The organism is Nostoc sp. (genome assembly GCF_036917465.1).
GTDB lineage: Bacteria > Cyanobacteriota > Cyanobacteriia > Cyanobacteriales > Nostocaceae > Nostoc.
In genome coordinates this window covers 18,988-36,118 of the sequence record NZ_JBALDL010000112.1, presented here as the reverse complement: position 1 = coordinate 36,118, position 17,131 = coordinate 18,988, and the positions used below count along the sequence as shown (strand labels likewise).

Genomic DNA, 17,131 nt, shown 5'->3' with positions numbered 1-17,131 from the left:
TCTCAGTTGCACTCGACTTAATAAATCCTCAACATTTAAGAAACTGGTTTGCTAGTTGCTGCTACTGTACCTCATAACAGCCGGAAGTGCTGTAATGAGTATAAAAGACTCATTAATGGGGTTCAAAGCCTTTAAAAGACGAATGCCTAATGCTCAATCCCCCATGCCCAATCGTTTGTATTTGCGATCGCAAACTGAGTTAACCTAAATATATGCCTTTAGCAGAGGTAAATTTAAAGGCTATGTTGGATATTTAAATAAATAAGAAGTATCAGGAACGACTGAACTCAGTCTTAACCCTACTTGCAGTTACTTTGTAAATTTGCCAATTGCAGGAATCACTGACACGATTTTCTCAGCTTCATTTACCGTAATCTGCGCCAGCCCAAACTGTTCAATAACCGCCGCATTCGTTGTCAAATGCCTACTCACCTCAGCCACCCGATAATGACTTTCTTGTGAAGCTAAAGCAGCCGGCAATAATAACTGATCTGCTAAATGTTCATCCACTGGTGCGCCTGTGTGATGAAACTCAAGCAGCTGCTGACAAGCAATCTCTGCAACAGTTTCCGCCGACAACCGCAAACGCCCAAATCCACCAAAGCCAGTTAAGCTATTCTGATACTCAGCAGTTAAAAAAATACCCGCCCCAGGTGCCACACCTCTTTCTCGCAAAGTCTGTACAGCAACTTTCAAATGGGCTTCCCGTAACAAATTCTCCGCACGATTCGCCATCCGTTGCGGAATATGAGCAGGCAAATCTGTTACCACAGCTAGTCCCCGCACCTGTTGTAAATCTCCCCGTTCCAACAAGTTAATCCCGCCGATTTTACCACCGCCATCCACTTTTAACTCTACCTCTCCCCCACCTTGGGGAAACCACCCCCAAGCGCCTAACTTAACTTGGGCTTCTACACCCATGCGTTGCAGTGTGGGTAGATAAACTTGCTCAATGTAAGTCGCTGTCGGGCTAAAGTTGACATGAGTTCCACCCTTTAGTGTTACCAGAGAATTCCCCCTTGCTAGTGCTAAAGGTAAGAGAATTGTCTGTAAAACTAGAGCGATCGCACCCGCAGAACCACCTTCTTGTGCTTTACTAACATCAAAGGTATAAATTCCAGCTTGTACAGCACTACCTGGGATGAATTCTAGCAGCGTTGAACCCAAAGCATCACCCCGCAATTGAGCATTACAAATTCTACCCGCAGCCCGAACTGCTGTTAAGTGTTGCGCTGCTAATCCTGGCTTTTTGCGTCCAGCGCGAATGCCTACAATTCGTATGGGTTTGCCAGTGATGGCCGCTAGACTTAAGGAAGTACGAAGAACTTGTCCGCCTCCCTCTCCATAGGAACCGTCAATTTCAATCATGGGTGATTTTGGGATGTTGGATTTTGGGTTATCCCCACTGGCTCTTAAAATCAAACCACAAATTATAAACGCTCAACAGCCAGATTTTTGGAGGGAATTACACAACTATACAGAAAAATTCTGATATGTGTTGCTCTATTTAGTTTGTTAATTTTAGGTGAGTTCGACAATATTTAAACCTCACACTGGTTTTACTACGCAAAACCGTCCCTCTCCGACTCGGCTACGGTGTATACACCAGTCATCGAATTATCGAAAAACCTCACCCTGTCCTATCTTTAATCCCTCTCCTTACTAAGGCTACGGTGTACACACATCTTTGTACAAACCCCAAATCGTTGGAGATCCCCCTAAATCCCCCGATAAATTGGGGGACTTTAAGAGACTTTTGCCCCCCTTAAAAAGGGGGGTTGGGGGGATCAAAAGCCTATGAGGCCACTCTCAAAGACTTGTGTGTACACCGTAGCCTTAATAAGGAGAGGGACAGGTTTTACGTAGTATAAACCAGGGTGAGGTTTCTTAAGGGCTATAAGACTCGACTCGGAGAGAAACTTGAACTTTAGTTCAAGTCGCCAAACTCACGTTAATTTTAATTTGGCAATTGAATAACCTTACTTTTGCCGGGATTCATCAACCGATAGGGATCAACTATTTCTTTAAATTTTAACTGTTCAGGATCAATAACTTTTCTGCCTCCGTCTTCAATAATATAGGTGTGAGGATTGGCAATACTCACACCCTGTTCTTCGTGATAGCGGATAATTTCATTGAGGCGTTCTTCTGTGGTGTAACGTACAAGTTGCAAAGCACCAGGAACTACAGCACCGTTCACGCGAAAAAATTCCAAATGCATCATTACCTCATCGCCAAAGTGATGATACATCTGCTCTACCAGTTGCAAATTGCTCTGGCGGGGAAACATACTTTGTAAGTAGGTAATTCCAGTATCTACACTCCGGGCGTGTAAGGTTGTATGATTCCAGCTAAATTCTGCTAAATGTGTGCCTTTCCCCGCTTCCTCGGCTGATTTTTTATATGTAATCTCTCCGCCGTATTTCTGCACCAAACCCGGTAAGAATTCCAAACTCGGTTCGGAAATTATCAAAAATACTGAGTGAGTCCCTTCAGGAATGTACTCTTGTAGGGCGTGAAAGTATTGGGGAATTGGGGATGCAAAGACAGAAATCAACTTCTTAATCATGCCATCAGTATTGCCAACAGCCTGACCAAATTTTGCTGCTGTCATAAACTCATCAAAGGTGACAATGACTTCTGCCCAAGGATAAGCTGGCCCCAAGGGGATTTCGACTTCGGTAATGATGCCGTTAATTCCCCAAGCATGATTGACTTTTTGTACATCATCGCCGCGTAATTCGATCGCGCAGGGTTCATCTTCTACAGTTACCACACGCAATGCTAAGATATTACCGCGATCGCCAAGTAACCCATATTGGATCGAACCAATTCCCCCACTTCCCCCAGCAATAAAGCCGCCAATTGTAGCTGTACGGTACGTGGAGGGAGCCATACGGATTTCCCAGCCAATCTCTCTGGTTTTCTTATCCAAAGCCGCCAACTTCACCCCAACTTCTACCCGCGCTACCCCAGGTTTCACCCAAAGAATCTCTTGCATCCGCGTCATATCTAAAATTACGCCACCATGCAAGGGTACACATTGCCCATAATTTCCCGTTCCCGCACCCCGCACAGTTACAGGTACACGATGTTTGGCACAAGCGGCTGCAACTTTTAAAACCTCTGTTTCATTAACGGGACGCACAACTATATCCCCAACTTTTCCCTCTAGTTTCGGCACTAGCACCGGGCTAAAGGTGTGATAATCCTGAGATAATTTTGCTACTTGGATGGAATCTGTGATTATTTCTATGCCTTCTAGAGAATTAATCAGGGCATCTAATTTTGTTGTCATTGTTTTAAAAACCTTGCCTTTGAGGTAAGGGAGCCTTAAATGGATTACTACTAGGTGGCACAAGTGGAACTGGGTTAATCCTGGGTATGGGAGTAGGCACTACTTTGGGAATTACTCTAATAGCAAATCCTCTCTCCTGGGATTGTTGCTTACCAGATTTATCATTAACTTGCAGTGAAATTTCAGTTGGAAAAGCTAGATTGACTGGAAGGCTTTGTGAGCCACTTAATGGAACATCATTTCCGTATGGCTGAAGTTTAACCTGAATATTTTCCCCTTCAACTCTCCAACTCAAAGTAGCAGTTGTTCCTTCATTAAGTTCTAGATTTGGTTGTTGAATCCCGTTGATTGTGAAAGAAATAATCTTAAATGGCTTTGGTAATATTTCTATTTTGGATTCAGTCTTTTTAGAACTTAATTTGCTACTTCCATTGTTAGAGAGAGCTTTGATTTCAAAAGCGAAGTTTCCGGCTCTATTTGCTGCTAAAGCAATCTTTTTACATTGCAGTTGTTGATTTGTTTGTGTACATAGTTTTTGTAGCTTGGGGTCAGTAATATTACCTTGAGCAAATCTATAATTGATTGGTTCACCATAAGATGTCCCATCATCTCCAATGCCAGTAATTTGAGCTTGCGCCAACAATAATGGACGGGCAATTGCCCAACTTAAAAGAATATTTTGCCCTTTTGTATACTGTCGTTTATCTGCTTGAAAACTTATGATTTCTGCGATTTCTTTTTCAGCTATTTTTACTGGAATTTCTTTCTCGATAGTTTGGGTCTTTGGAGACAATATTTGTATGCCATTCCGATAAAAAGCTTGTAGCTTAAAAGTGTAATCACCTTTTGTTGTCACTCCAGTTCTAATGTTGCTACAAATTAAATCTTGTTTTTCTTGCACCTGACAAAGAGGTGTACTTCCTTTACTCAGTGCTTCAGGAATACCACGCCTAAAGTCATAGGTAATAGGCTCAATGGGTTTGGAACCTTTAGCCGTAAGAACTAACATTTGTAACTGTTTATACTGGGAAATTTCCCAGTTCAAAGCAACTTCGTCACCTTCAGTAATTTGAGAGTTCTTGGCACTAAAAGTTTCTAATCTCAAAGGATCGGGGTTTAAAATTTGCCAAATGATAAATCCTATCCCTCCTAATAATCCCAAAATTGCCAAAATCAACAAAAGAAATTGCCACCAAGGGCGGGGTTTCCATACCAAACTCCCTTGAGGTAATGTGTTTGGTAAGGGTAAATTTTGTGAGTCTTGGATATCGAGTTGAAAGTTGACTATTAATCCTGCACCAAACCAAGGTTGTCGCCACCAAGGTTTAGGTTTAACTCTCAAATTACTGATAACCGTTTTATTTGGTAATAATCTGACTTCAGTAGGATCAAATTTGTAAATATATAGTTCTTCTTCATCTCGATTTTTTAAGCTTAATATCAGTTCTCGGACAATATTACCCTGGTTTGTTAGTGATAATTCGTACTTCCCTACACTCCGGCTAACTTGTCCTAAAATGGTATTGAGTTCTATATTCAAATGATAATTTGTCGGGACTTGAATATATACCAAATCTAGTAATACTAAGTCGGGAGAGTTTTCTGAATATAAGCGGATTGTCGGAGAATAACTTCCTGCAAGGGTATCCCCTGGTGGATGAAATCTCAAAAATATTTGACCCTGATTACCAGGATTTAATTCTAGTGCAGTCACATCAGAAATTAATCCTGGCCCCTCAAATCCAGTGGCCGGATAATTGATTGTGAACCAGTCATCATCTAAATCTGGGCAACTTAAACGGAACCTATCTACCAGATAAGAGCGATTATCAACTATCACCTCTACTTGCAGAGGTTCACTAGGCTTAAAAATTAACGGTTTGTTGGGATTGGTATTCGGTCTAATGGAAAATGTCGGGTCGTTTATCCGAATTGCAGTCTGTTCTTGTAGCAGAACCTTAAGTTGATTGGGGAAGGTTATGGGTGTATTTTGGGGATAATGGAGAGGGGAATCTACAACTAATGTATAGTCATAGGTTCCGGGGAGAGCATTTGCGGCAATTTGAAACTCAAATTTTACTTCGTCACTATTTTGCCCTGGAGCTAATGCTAAACTTTCTCTCGGAGAACTAGACCAACCGGTTAAGTTTTGAAATACTTCATCAAAAACAAAATATAAGTCAATAACCGCGCTTTGATCTCCTTGATTGATCACAACAACATAGAGTTCAATGGTATCTCCTGGCATCCCAAATTGAATTCCGGGTGGATTGATAATAACTTGCAGTGGATTAAATTTAGCTTGCATGTCATTGACTCTCTTATTTTATGCGGTGTAGTTTGACTTGAAAATCTTCACCACCACTCACAATCATGGTTCCTTGATTAGTTTTCAAGTCGATACTATTAATTTTTTTAGAGCTTTGGTAAATTGTTTTACCTTCTACTGCCTTTCTTTTGTCGAGTTTATGTTCGGGGGTTAAATACCAAACTACTACTCGTCCATCATCGCCACCACTGACTAGCAAATTACCATCATCACTAAAGGCGAGACTACGCACAGATGTTTTTGATGCTGGCCAACGGTCTATTGGCAAACAATTGAGTTCATTTACTTTTTCGAGTGGATTCGGATTTTTGGAAGTTTGGCACTGATTCAAATTCCAAATGGTAATGAATCCCGCAGAATCGGAGGTGGCGATGATTTTTTCTGCCGAGTTAGGAACAAAAGCTAATCCCCAAATATAGTCTTCACGCCCAACTAAGGGATCTAGTTTTTCTAGATTTTGCACTGATAAAGTTACTAATTGTTTATCAGATTGGGATGGATTCCATTGCCACAAGATGAAACGCTTAAAGTTTCCGGCAATTACTAGAGTTGTTGCATCTGGGCTGAGATTTAATGCCCGGACTTGGAAACCTGATAGTTTCAATCTACTTTGAACATCGATAACTTGCGGTTCTGGCAGAAAATTGCTGTTAGGCGCTGATCTTGACCATAATCTAACTTTACCACTGCCATAACCACTGAATAAATTAAGTGAGTTTGAGGTAAATGCTAAGTCAAAAACGCGATCGCCTTTTGCTTTAGGATCTTTAAGGTCTTGAAGTTCGCTAATTTTTTGACCTGATGGTGCATCTCTAAGTTCAATTACACCATTATCTAGACCAACAGCCACGCGATCGTTTTGTAATGGCATGAAGCGCAACACTTCTACAGCATCATCGGTAATCGCCATCAAACCTTTAGGCTGTTGTCGTTGTTCGCAAGCATCTGGTTGCCCAGCATAAGTTGCGCTATTATCGGGGTCTAAGTTATCAGAATTAATTCTCCAAAGTCTTAATGTACAATCATCTGAACCACTGACCACTGATAAACCAATGCCACTAAAACGTACTGAGTTGACAGAACGTGTATGCATTACATCTCTTGGTTGCAGTATTAATGCTAGGAGTGCGGCTAATAGTGCGATCGCGGCTAGCTGTAGCCATAGAGGTATAATTGGCAGAGTCTCTACTTCTAATGTCTGCGTGGCTGGATCTGTACTCCCTAAACGTTGGTCGGATAATTCCGATTTCGCCTCTAATAATAGAGTTTTGCCGATTCCTACCCAAGGGCGTTTTGTTTTCACATCAAGGATTACTTTACTTGTCTCTCCTAAATGAAGATTGGCATCTTCTGGAAGCTTTTTGAAGCTACATTTTCGCCAGTCTCTGCCCTGTACCTGCACATTAATTTGCTGGTTGAGGTTACTAGCATTTTTAAATAGTAATTCAAAGGAAGCTGTATCCGATTTCCAGTCAGGCAACCATGCCGATTTACTAGGGATTTTGAGGTGTTTTTGGCTAGTGGTAAAGTCTATAAAACCTACTGGTAAAACTTCAATGTTGCCTTCAGCATTGCTTGGATAACCATTATTGCTAACAGCTTCAATATTAAAAGGGTAATTTTGACTAGGCGCTTGCACTACAGAAGGAGGTTGACATTGAAATGTGGCTTCTGCTAATCCACCGGGATCGAGAGATAATCGGCGTTCTGCACTACCTGTCAGCCAAGATGGATCAACGCCTGTAAAACGTAGTACCACATCAGTTGGTTGTTGCCCCAAGTTCCGCACCCGTACTGGTATATCTATCGAATTGCGAGGATAAACTTGGAACTCTCGCACTGGCAATTCTACACTTAAATGTGTTGGTCTGTTATCTCGCTCGATTTTCAGGCGCAGCACAAGTCTGCACTGTTGTGCTAATTGCGGCGAAAAAATATTCACCATCAAGTTGACAGTACCGACAAATCCCGGAATGGGTGTATTGAATATGAAGACTTGGAAGATCGTACTACTGCCTGGTGGTTTAGCTGCTGCCACCTCTGGTTCGAGTCGATACCAGCGATATCCAGTATTCCGGGTTTCTCCGGCGGCGGTAATTTCTACCTGAAAATTGACAAAGCGATCGCTATCATTATTGACAGTTACTTCAAATGATACAGGAGTATCACCCGGACGAAAGGTTAGATTCTGAGTAGAAAGACTGGCATTAATAACACTTTTTTCCATGTTATTATCTATACTATTTTATTGTTTTGCATAACTAACACGATTAAAAAATTAATATCTGCTCTGCGAAAATTGGACAATAGTTCCTTTGGTTTGATTATTCAATATTGTGTAATAAATTTGTCAATTTATAAAAGTCATTTTCCGAAAAGCTATATATTCCCATCAATACAGCAGTTTGCAAGAAAATGAGGTATTTACAGCAATACGCTTGAGTTAAGTATTTCGTAGTTGTGTGGAAATCCTGTAATTACAAGGCTGAAGTCGGTTTTAGTTTCCCTCATCACCTAAACTCGAAGTAAAAAATTCGGTTTGCCTACCTTGGTATTAGTCAGACTTTTTATACCTTGGCGACTTTGGATAATTTCACCGCGACTAATCTGGTAGTTGGTACTAATGTTATTGTCTAGCGTTAAGGTATAGCCTGTAGCGACTGCTTAAAATTCAAGCAAACTTAGACATTTGGGGTGAAAAGAACGTAGAGACGTAGCACTGCTACGTCTCTACAAGGGTTCTGAATAACACATACAAATAATGGGAAGTAGGGAAATTCATACTTCCCCTACTTGCGATTTAGTATTATTTAATACAATATTAATTCAGAAAATCAGGTTCTTCACGTAAAATCCTATCGTAAAGGGGCTGGAAACCGAACCATCCACTTGTACGTGACCCCACTTGAGTTTGTGTTAAACGGGCTGTTTCGTGTTTGATAGTAGTTGGTCTACCCGCAGCTTCTGCCAGTAGCTGGGCTTGGCACGATCGCTCTAAACTAATGTACCAATAGGCAGCTTCATCTACTGTATGTCCCACAGTTAAAATACTGTGGTTACGGAGAATTATGGCTTTATTTGGCCCCAAGGCTTGCGCCAGTCGTTGGCCTTCAGAAGTTTCTAAAACCACACCTGTGAAATCGTCAAATAGCGCATGATCTTCGTAAAAAGCACAGGAATCTTGAGTCAAGGGGTCAAGGAGACGACCTAAACTAGACCAGGCTTTACCATAAAGTGAATGGGCGTGAGCCGCCGCAATTACATCAGATCGAGCTTCATGAATCTGAGAATGGATGGCGAAAGCGGCTCGATTTACTTCAGCATCGCCTTTAACCACTTCACCTTCTCTGTTAACTAAGATCAGGTCAGAAACTCGGATATGACCGAAATATGTTCCTAATGGATTGACCCAAAAATGGTCTGTAAATTCTGGATCGCGAGCCGTAATATGCCCTGCAATTCCTTCGCTGAAGCCAAACTTACCAAACAGGCGAAAAGCAGCAGCTAGGCGTTGTTTGCGGTGCAGACGTTCGTCTTCAACTCGCTCGAATATAGGGGGTTGTGGTCTATCGTACCTGGGCATGTTCTTTTTCTTCTTCTTTACAGGGAGCGTTGGAATATCCAGAGCGAAAGGATTTGACGCTATGAGATTCTGGGATGAACTGGTGACGCAAGATGCAGCCAGTATCATTACCCAGAATATGAATAGATATAGATGCGCTCTGGGATGTAGTTTTGACGGCGTGGATGTCACCATCTGGGGGTAAAAGGCGGTAGATATCCCCTGGTTGAAGCCTACGCACTTCAGTTATTTGTAATTGTGCGTGTCCTTCAGTATCGCCGTTATCTACACGGCGATAGACTGTTTCTTCTTGATTGCCTTTGTATAAACCAATCAATCCCCAGGCTAAATGGTCGTGGACGGTAGTCGTGGAACCTGGGGGAATCACCAAACTAAAGACTGACAGAGAACGGTCTTTAGCACGATAAAGTAACCACTGACCTATACCTCCCCCCATCTTACTTTCAGGATTAATTTGGGCAAACTTTTCAGGTAGCCATTCTTGTTGAGCAAGCAATTCTTGGAAATATGGTTCTAATCTGGCGAGAGTTTGGGGGCGATCGTCAGCAGTGATAGCGCTAATTTCTCGCACTGTTGCTACAAAGGATCGTAGTTCCTGGCTCTCAATAAACCATTGGTCTTCTGGTAATGGTTCCAAAATGGTGTGGTTTGTCATCTATATTCCTCAGTTTCGGAGGTGACTAAGATTAACTAATTACCGATTACGAATTATTTTAATGCTGGGGTGAATCTTAAAGCCAAGTTGCTCAAGTTTTAGATGAGATAGAGACTCCTTGAGAATGATAGTAAAGGGATATCGTTGAAATACAGTAGCTTTACCTTGTGACAATAGCAGCCTAGCATGGCTAATGCGTACTGGATACAACGGTTGTTGGTTGGCATCGAGAATGAGTACTTTAGTCATGCAGTTTTGAAATAATCAAATTATTTACAATAGTTTTCAGGTATTTGAGCTAGGAATGGCGAGTAGTTAAATTGCTTGAAAAGACTCTGCGTACCAATGCGTAAGTCCTAACTCCTTTGATTAAAGAAAAGATAGGAATGAGAGTATAAAAGGAAATTCCAGGACTCTCGTTCTTACCACTCACTAGGGATTTTTAAAGAATAAATCGTCCAACCTTGTGAAGTAATCTCACAATAATTCGTTGGATATTTTTATTGAGAAGTCTTTTAGCTGTGATATTTCGGTAAATACGGCAAGTCGGTCGAAAAACCGTTGAATTAACTACAAGCAAAAATTATCACATACAAATTAAAAAAGCAATAGGCTAGCTTTTAGGGCAGACAAAGCTACAATTTGATTTTTGTGGGTTCCTTTAAAAGGGCGTAATTGCTTTTAAATATAAGGTTTTTTTTAACTGTGGATGCTCGAAGCTAAGTTCTCTAGCGTGCAGATGTAAGCGACTGGTAACTGCATCGCATCCATAAAGGCGATCGCCTAAAATAGTTATCCCAAGTCCTCGCACATCAGCCGCATGAACCCTCAATTGATGGGTACGTCCTGTTAGCGGCGTAAATTCTACGCGAGTGTAATCTTGTTCTCTCGCCATTACTTGGAATTGTGTCAAGCTGGGTTTACCGTTTTGCCAATCAACTTTTTGATAAGGGCGATTTTCAGGATCTCCCCACAATGGCAAGTCAATTACACCTTGTTCAGCGATCGCAACACCGGAAAGTATCGCTTCATAAACCTTGTGAACCTGGCGTTGCTGAAACTGCTGGCTGAGTTGCCGATGAGTTTGGCGATCGCGTGCTAACAACAAAATCCCAGAAGTTTCTTGATCTAGGCGATGCACAGATACAAGCATCATTCCATCCGGTAACAGATGACGTAAGCGACTCAAAACACTATCTTGGCGATCGCTATAACGCCCAGGTACTGAAAGTAGTCCAGTCGGTTTGTTCACAGCAATCAGCCATTCGTCTTGATAAATAATGGGTAAAGAGAGGCTTCTTACTCCCTCTTCCCTTGCAGGGAAGGAGGCTGGGGGGTTAGGCCTTAATCCTGAGAGTAAAAACCCCATTAATGGCTGACATCGTTCAATACACGCGCCATAAAATTCTCCCTGAATTTTATCTTGATTTATTGAAGATGCACCCCACCAAAACTCTGCCATTGCTAGTGGTTTTAAATTATGTGTTGCTGCATAATGCAGTAACTTTGGCGCACAACAGTCTCCAGTGCCAGTGGGTAAACCTGCCGGCATCAATTGCTGTAATGATAGCGATCGCCCCGAAAAATTAGTCAGGCTGTAGCTAGCGTGCATCTGAGCTTGTAATTGACGGGATAGCGCTTTACGCTGTTGTTTCAGTTCGCTAATTCGCGCATCCGTTGCTGCAATTAACTGCTGAAGGGGCTGTAATACTTCATTTTGTTGGCGTTTAAGTTGTCGTCGCTCAATTCCCTGCTGACGACTTTCTTCATTGAGTTGTTCAAGGGCAATCGTGAGTGCTTCTGGAGTGAGTGGATTGCAGATTTGCTGACGTTTTTGCTGTCGTTGATGTTTGCAATAACGATGGCGATCGCTCATTGCTTGCAATTGTTGCTCAAAATCATCGGATAAAGTTTCATATTGTTGGCGTTCGCTTAGTTGCTTCAGGCTAAGGATTTCCTGTTTAATCGCGTCCAACTGTGCTAAAGTGCGGGCTTCCTCTAAAGCAACTTCGTCCCGTCCTGGAATTGGTGGAACCCAGCCTTCAACTACGCTGCAACTATTTAAAAGACCGGAGAAAGCTTTTAGTATTCGTTGTTCGCCATTAGGCAGTTCAACCAATAGTATTCCAAACATCTTGCCTTCATGAGAATAACAGTCATTTTTAGCAAGCCGTTGCATTAGTCCGTGGGCGATCGCTTCGGAAATTGAAGTACGGGGTAATTTTAGGCGATCGCCACTTTCAAGACAACGCCCTTCATACCAATAACTTGGAGATGAATCGCTGACAGCAAAATCGCAGTCGATGAAATCTGAAAGTGCGTGCAGAACTACCATACAAAGTATGATTGCAAATTTAGCCGATCCTCCTATTGTAATTAGCGATCGTCTAAGAGATAGTACAAAACTTCTTAATCTTTCCACCTACAGCAGTTTTCATGTATTTGAACCACATTCGTCGTAGGGGTACAGCAATGCTGTACCCTTATTGCGTGGTCTATTTAACAGAAAATAGCTGTAAAATCACAAATTTATTGTGAATTTTCACAATTGTCAGTGCCAAAACCCATTCCCAACTTTCTACTCAACTCGCTTAACTTCAAATCTTTGTAACCTTTCAGGGACTTCATACTCAACCACAACATCTTTAACCACAGCAGCAGGTGGCCCAGAATGACACCAGCGAAGCATATCATCTACAACCTCTCGCGCCCCTTCAAAGACTGCCTCTACTCGACTATCGGGGAGATTCCGCACCCAACCGGTTAATCCTAACTGTCTAGCTGTATCCACAGTGGAATAGCGATACCCCACTCCTTGAACTCGGCCAGAAATGAATACATGGGCACGGGTAATTTTTGGCAGTGCTGTAGAATTCTGCATAAACTGGTCTAATCTTTACGATTCCAGTTTAGCTGAGAACAAGGCAAAAGTTAAAAATCATCAGAACGAATCGTACTTAATACTTATACTAAGTAAGTTAGCGCGAAAAAATCCAAGTATGTGATGAAACGCAAACAGGCTTAAAGCCCTTACTAATGACAGCCCTCTCCTATCGGAGATGCTACGCGAACGCCAGTTATTTAATTGCACCGACTTACTGACTGGAGTTTAGACTAAATTTCAAGGTGACTCATAAAATCTCTGCTTTCCTCTCTATGTTGCGCCAGTTGCTTCTCCTGTCGGAGACGCTGCGCGAACAAGTCGGGGAACCCGTTGTAGCACCTGGCGCAACACAGAGAAAAGAGTAATTATTGTCCAAAAATTTTACCCACCTTGAAAGGGCTGGGGCTAGCCTTTTGCATTTTCCCTCTTCCCTTTTAAACTAAATTAATCCAGAAATCAAAGCGTATTCCTAGATATGTCTGATCTGCCACCACTCAATACAGAAACAATTTGGGCAATTATTAATGATGAACTTGATGATGCCACAGTCAACCAGCTGCTATGGCATTATTTAGGATATCGCTATGATTCCTCAACTGCACAATGGGATACTAGCCAAGTTGCACCAGAATGGCAAAACGAGTACCCACAACCACCAGATTTCATCGAATCTCGCCCTGCAACAGTTAAGTTGACTCGTTCTATTCCTCCTGAAAATAAACAAATGCTAAAAGAAAAACTGGGTTTTAAAGGATACAAGATTGGTGAATTTGGGCCTCGGCAAACTCGCAGAGCAACGGCGGCAAATTGGTTTTTAAGTTATTTACAACAAACTAACGGCAAAATTGAGTAATCCTAACCAGCAGATATTCAGCAAAAATAGGATATTTTTGCTGAATATCTGCAATTAAAGAAGTTAGTAAAAAGCTATTAAGTAGGTAGGCGTAATTAAATATAAAATCAAACCTCACCCTCAATCCCTCTCCTTAGTAAGGAGAGGGAAGCCGGAGGCAGAGTGAGGTTTTATATTTAATTTGACCCACTTGCTTAGTCTATTTATTTAATTTTTATATTGTTATTCAATAGTATTACAAGCAAAAAATGCCTGACATTGAATCTGGATATTAGTTAATAATAAATCAGATAAACAGTCCAAAAATGACAAAAATATTAATTACTTACAAAAATATTTAGAGATTCCCCCTAAAGAGAGAAGCGCTGATTGTCTAATTCTTTCTCTAGAGCGATTTGCAAATTTAATTGAGCATCAGAGAATGATTTTATCAACCCTTGGTATTACAAACACTTCTATGGCAAAGCCAATTGAATTTAATTTATTTGCACCTTACAACAAAAGAGCCGCATTAATTGGTTCTTTTTCTGATTGGCAAGAGATACCAATGGAGAAAGGTGATGATGGTTATTTTCGTACAAGTGTTGAACTAGAAGACGGTGTTTATAAATATAAATTTCGTATCCAGTCAAATTCATGGTTTTTTGAACCAGAACAATGGGTTGATGTTACAGATCCCTGTGCAACTGATATAGATGAACTGAGTGGAAAAGATGATGGTGTTCTGCATATCAAAGACGGTGTAAGGATTACTGATACTTATGCCTGGCAACATGATGATAAACCTTTACCTGCTGACCATGAATTAGTAATTTATGAATTGCACGTTGGTGATTTTTCTGGTGGTGAGGACGATCCTTATGCACGAGGCAAATACAAACACGTCATTGAAAAGTTAGATTATTTGTGTGAGCTAGGAATCAATGCTATTGAATTGATGCCACTTAAAGAATATCCTGGTAATTATAGTTGGGGTTATAATCCCCGCCACTTTTTTGCAACCGAATCAAGTTATGGTTCTACTACTGAGTTGAAAAAATTAATTGATGAGTGCCACAACAGAGGCATTCGGGTAATTCTTGACGGTATTTATAATCACTCAGAAGCATCTGCTCCCCTAACACAAATTGACCACGATTATTGGTATCATCATGAACCTCGCGATCCTGATAATAACTGGGGGCCGGAATTTAATTACGAACATTATGATGAAAAATTAGAGATTTATCCAGCGCGGAAATTTATTGGTGAAGCCATCCGTTTCTGGATTAATGAATATCATCTTGATGGTATTCGCTATGATGCGGCGCGGCAAATTGCAAATTACGACTTCATGCACTGGATTGTTCAGGAAGCCAAAAAAACTGCTAGCATGAAGCCTTTTTACAACGTTGCAGAACACATTCCTGAAACTACCAGCATTACCAATGTAGACGGGCCAATGGATGGTTGCTGGCATGACAGTTTTTATCACTGTATTCTAGAACATATCTGCGGTGATACATTTGATTTAGAGCGTCTCAAAGATGTCATTGACTGCAAACGCCAAGGCTTTTTGGGTGCTACAAATGTAGTAAATTACCTCACCAACCACGACCACAACCATATTATGGTAGAACTGGGGAACCGTGAGATTTTTAATGAAGAAGCTTTTAGACGGGCTAAATTAGGAGTAGCCATCTTGATGACTGCTGTTGGTGTACCTCTGATTTGGATGGGACAGGAATTCGGAGAGTATAAACCTAAACAACCTGAATCATCGAAAATCGATTGGACGCTGTTAGGTAACGATCTCAATCGTAGTTTATTTGAATCATACAAAGGCTTAACCAACCTGCGTAGAAGTAATCACGCTCTCTACACAGAAAATATTGATTTTATCCACGAAAATCCAGAGGCAAAAGTATTAGCTTATACTCGTTGGAATGATGAAGGTTCTCGTGTAGTCGTAATAGCAAATTTCTCAGAAAACTTCCTAGCGGAGTATCATGTTCCTAACATTCCTAGCGCTGGAACATGGCACGAGTGGACAGGTAATTATGATGTAGAAGCTGGTGATGATGGTATCATAACTGACCTAGGCCCATACGAAGCGAAAGTGTTTGTTTGGCAGTAATCATATACACTACCTCTGAGTCAGTAATTTAATAGCAATAAAAAGGGGGAGATATTCTCCCTTTTTCAGTTATTACTAGGAGTTCGCCAAATAATAGCCAAAACCCTTATTCTCAGGTAGGGGCAATTCATTAATTGCCCCTACCCTATGGTGTTTTGCGTAAGTTATAATTACCTTATTTAGGTACAGTCTAATTAGTAATTTGTCAAGTCAAAAAGAAGCTGTTTTAAAATCTCATGGGTTTGTGTTACACTTTTGAGTTGAAGTGCGTATATCAAATTGCCACAGCATGCCCATGCACAACAAATTATTTAATAATATCGACAACGCTAACATCGAGAACGATCGCATTTTATTAACTCCCAATGAAATTAAATCAAAATTACCTTTAACACAATTAGCCGAAAAGAGGGTTTTAGAATACAGACAGGAAATAGAAGCTATTTTAGATTTTCAGGATCGGAGAAAGTTTATAGTAGTTGGGCCATGCTCAATCCACGACACAAAAGCAGCGCTCGAATATTCTGAAAGGTTGAAAGCATTATCCGAGCAAGTTAAGGATAAGCTGCTCCTAATTATGCGAGTGTACTTTGAAAAACCAAGAACAACCGTTGGGTGGAAAGGATTAATTAACGATCCAGATATGGATGATTCTTTTCATGTAGAAAAGGGTTTACTAATTGCACGCGATCTGTTATTAACAATTACCGAATTGGGATTACCTACGGGTACAGAAGCATTAGATCCAATCATACCTCAATACATTAGTGAACTAATTACATGGTCTGCCATTGGCGCACGGACGACTGAATCACAAACTCACCGCGAAATGGCAAGTGGACTTTCGATGCCTGTGGGTTTTAAAAACGGTACTGATGGCAATATTCAAGTAGCTTTGAATGCTTTACAATCAGCTGGAAACCCGCATAATTTTCTAGGAATTAATCAAAACGGACAAGTCAGTGTCTTTCAAACTAAAGGTAATGGCTATGGACACGTAATTTTAAGGGGTGGTAGTCAACCTAACTTTGATGCAGCAAATGTCAACCTAGTAGAAAAGAAATTAAAACAGGCAAATTTACCACCAAGAATTGTGATTGACTGTAGCCACGGCAATACCAATAAGGATTACAGATTACAAGGCGCTGTTTTAGAAAATATTATTCAGCAAATAGTGGATGGTAATACATCAATAGTTGGCATGATGTTGGAATCTCACTTGTATGAAGGTAGTCAACCAATTACTGGTAAACAAGAAGAATTAAAATATGGTGTTTCTGTAACTGATAAATGTATTAGTTGGGAAGAAACCGAAAAAATTATTTTGGCTGCTCACGAAAAACTTAAATAAATACTAAGTAGGTAAGCGTAATTAAATATAAGATCAAACCTCACCCTCAATCCCTCTCCTTA

12 protein-coding genes are annotated in these 17,131 nt (G+C 40.9%); 3 read left to right on the top strand and 9 right to left on the bottom strand.

The features are described from left to right. Nucleotides 1-309: 309 nt before the first annotated feature. The 9 genes from rtcA to V7K38_RS29345 form a co-directional block, all read right to left on the bottom strand. Nucleotides 310-1,368: an RNA 3'-terminal phosphate cyclase gene (rtcA, locus tag V7K38_RS29385; protein WP_334863327.1), complete on the bottom strand. Its 1,059-nt coding sequence runs from the start codon at nucleotides 1,366-1,368 to the stop codon at nucleotides 310-312. A gap of 589 nt (nucleotides 1,369-1,957) precedes the next feature. After that, nucleotides 1,958-3,298 carry an FAD-binding oxidoreductase gene (locus V7K38_RS29380; protein WP_334863325.1) on the bottom strand — a complete coding sequence of 447 codons (1,341 nt, stop codon included), beginning with the start codon at nucleotides 3,296-3,298 and terminating at the stop codon, nucleotides 1,958-1,960. A gap of 4 nt (nucleotides 3,299-3,302) precedes the next feature. Further along, on the bottom strand, nucleotides 3,303-5,606 hold the full coding sequence (locus V7K38_RS29375; protein WP_334863323.1) for a COG1470 family protein: 2,304 nt from the start codon (nucleotides 5,604-5,606) through the stop codon (nucleotides 3,303-3,305). Between the two features lie 13 nt (nucleotides 5,607-5,619). Continuing rightward, nucleotides 5,620-7,854: a hypothetical protein gene (locus V7K38_RS29370; RefSeq protein ID WP_334863321.1), complete on the bottom strand. Its 2,235-nt coding sequence runs from the start codon at nucleotides 7,852-7,854 to the stop codon at nucleotides 5,620-5,622. 594 nt (nucleotides 7,855-8,448) lie between these two features. Further along, on the bottom strand, nucleotides 8,449-9,210 hold the full coding sequence (locus tag V7K38_RS29365) for a class II aldolase/adducin family protein (protein WP_334863319.1): 762 nt from the start codon (nucleotides 9,208-9,210) through the stop codon (nucleotides 8,449-8,451). Next, the gene (locus V7K38_RS29360; RefSeq protein ID WP_334863317.1) at nucleotides 9,194-9,865 is read right to left on the bottom strand and encodes a hypothetical protein; all 672 of its coding nucleotides are present in this window, start codon (nucleotides 9,863-9,865) and stop codon (nucleotides 9,194-9,196) included. Before V7K38_RS29360 ends, V7K38_RS29365 begins: the two co-directional genes overlap by 17 nt. A gap of 39 nt (nucleotides 9,866-9,904) precedes the next feature. Then, nucleotides 9,905-10,114 carry an RRXRR domain-containing protein gene (locus V7K38_RS29355; protein ID WP_334863315.1) on the bottom strand — a complete coding sequence of 70 codons (210 nt, stop codon included), beginning with the start codon at nucleotides 10,112-10,114 and terminating at the stop codon, nucleotides 9,905-9,907. A 412-nt stretch (nucleotides 10,115-10,526) separates the two neighbouring features. Continuing rightward, nucleotides 10,527-12,200, bottom strand: coding sequence for an RluA family pseudouridine synthase (locus V7K38_RS29350; RefSeq protein ID WP_334863313.1), 1,674 nt, complete (start codon nucleotides 12,198-12,200; stop codon nucleotides 10,527-10,529). 243 nt (nucleotides 12,201-12,443) lie between these two features. After that, complete coding sequence (locus V7K38_RS29345; protein ID WP_334863311.1) at nucleotides 12,444-12,746, bottom strand: acylphosphatase; 303 nt, start codon at nucleotides 12,744-12,746, stop codon at nucleotides 12,444-12,446. A 478-nt stretch (nucleotides 12,747-13,224) separates the two neighbouring features. Between V7K38_RS29345 and V7K38_RS29340 the strand changes: the two genes are divergently transcribed. The 3 genes from V7K38_RS29340 to V7K38_RS29330 all read left to right on the top strand — a co-directional run bounded on the left by V7K38_RS29340 (nucleotide 13,225) and on the right by V7K38_RS29330 (nucleotide 17,069). Then, on the top strand, nucleotides 13,225-13,602 hold the full coding sequence (locus tag V7K38_RS29340) for a DUF1823 family protein (protein ID WP_334863309.1): 378 nt from the start codon (nucleotides 13,225-13,227) through the stop codon (nucleotides 13,600-13,602). Nucleotides 13,603-14,023: 421 nt separating this feature from the next. Then, nucleotides 14,024-15,718 carry an alpha-amylase family glycosyl hydrolase gene (locus V7K38_RS29335; protein WP_334863306.1) on the top strand — a complete coding sequence of 565 codons (1,695 nt, stop codon included), beginning with the start codon at nucleotides 14,024-14,026 and terminating at the stop codon, nucleotides 15,716-15,718. 295 nt (nucleotides 15,719-16,013) lie between these two features. Then, nucleotides 16,014-17,069: a 3-deoxy-7-phosphoheptulonate synthase gene (locus V7K38_RS29330; RefSeq protein ID WP_334863304.1), complete on the top strand. Its 1,056-nt coding sequence runs from the start codon at nucleotides 16,014-16,016 to the stop codon at nucleotides 17,067-17,069. Nucleotides 17,070-17,131: the final 62 nt, after the last annotated feature.

Coding starts and splice junctions, on each gene's coding strand:
- rtcA (WP_334863327.1), bottom strand. CDS start 1,368: ATGATTGAAATTGACGGTTCCTATGGAGAGGGAGGCGGACAAGTTCTT.
- V7K38_RS29350 (WP_334863313.1), bottom strand. CDS start 12,200: ATGGTAGTTCTGCACGCACTTTCAGATTTCATCGACTGCGATTTTGCT.
- V7K38_RS29345 (WP_334863311.1), bottom strand. CDS start 12,746: ATGCAGAATTCTACAGCACTGCCAAAAATTACCCGTGCCCATGTATTC.
- V7K38_RS29370 (WP_334863321.1), bottom strand. CDS start 7,854: ATGGAAAAAAGTGTTATTAATGCCAGTCTTTCTACTCAGAATCTAACC.
- V7K38_RS29375 (WP_334863323.1), bottom strand. CDS start 5,606: ATGCAAGCTAAATTTAATCCACTGCAAGTTATTATCAATCCACCCGGA.
- V7K38_RS29335 (WP_334863306.1), top strand. CDS start 14,024: ATGATTTTATCAACCCTTGGTATTACAAACACTTCTATGGCAAAGCCA.
- V7K38_RS29380 (WP_334863325.1), bottom strand. CDS start 3,298: ATGACAACAAAATTAGATGCCCTGATTAATTCTCTAGAAGGCATAGAA.
- V7K38_RS29360 (WP_334863317.1), bottom strand. CDS start 9,865: ATGACAAACCACACCATTTTGGAACCATTACCAGAAGACCAATGGTTT.
- V7K38_RS29355 (WP_334863315.1), bottom strand. CDS start 10,114: ATGACTAAAGTACTCATTCTCGATGCCAACCAACAACCGTTGTATCCA.
- V7K38_RS29340 (WP_334863309.1), top strand. CDS start 13,225: ATGTCTGATCTGCCACCACTCAATACAGAAACAATTTGGGCAATTATT.
- V7K38_RS29330 (WP_334863304.1), top strand. CDS start 16,014: ATGCACAACAAATTATTTAATAATATCGACAACGCTAACATCGAGAAC.
- V7K38_RS29365 (WP_334863319.1), bottom strand. CDS start 9,210: ATGCCCAGGTACGATAGACCACAACCCCCTATATTCGAGCGAGTTGAA.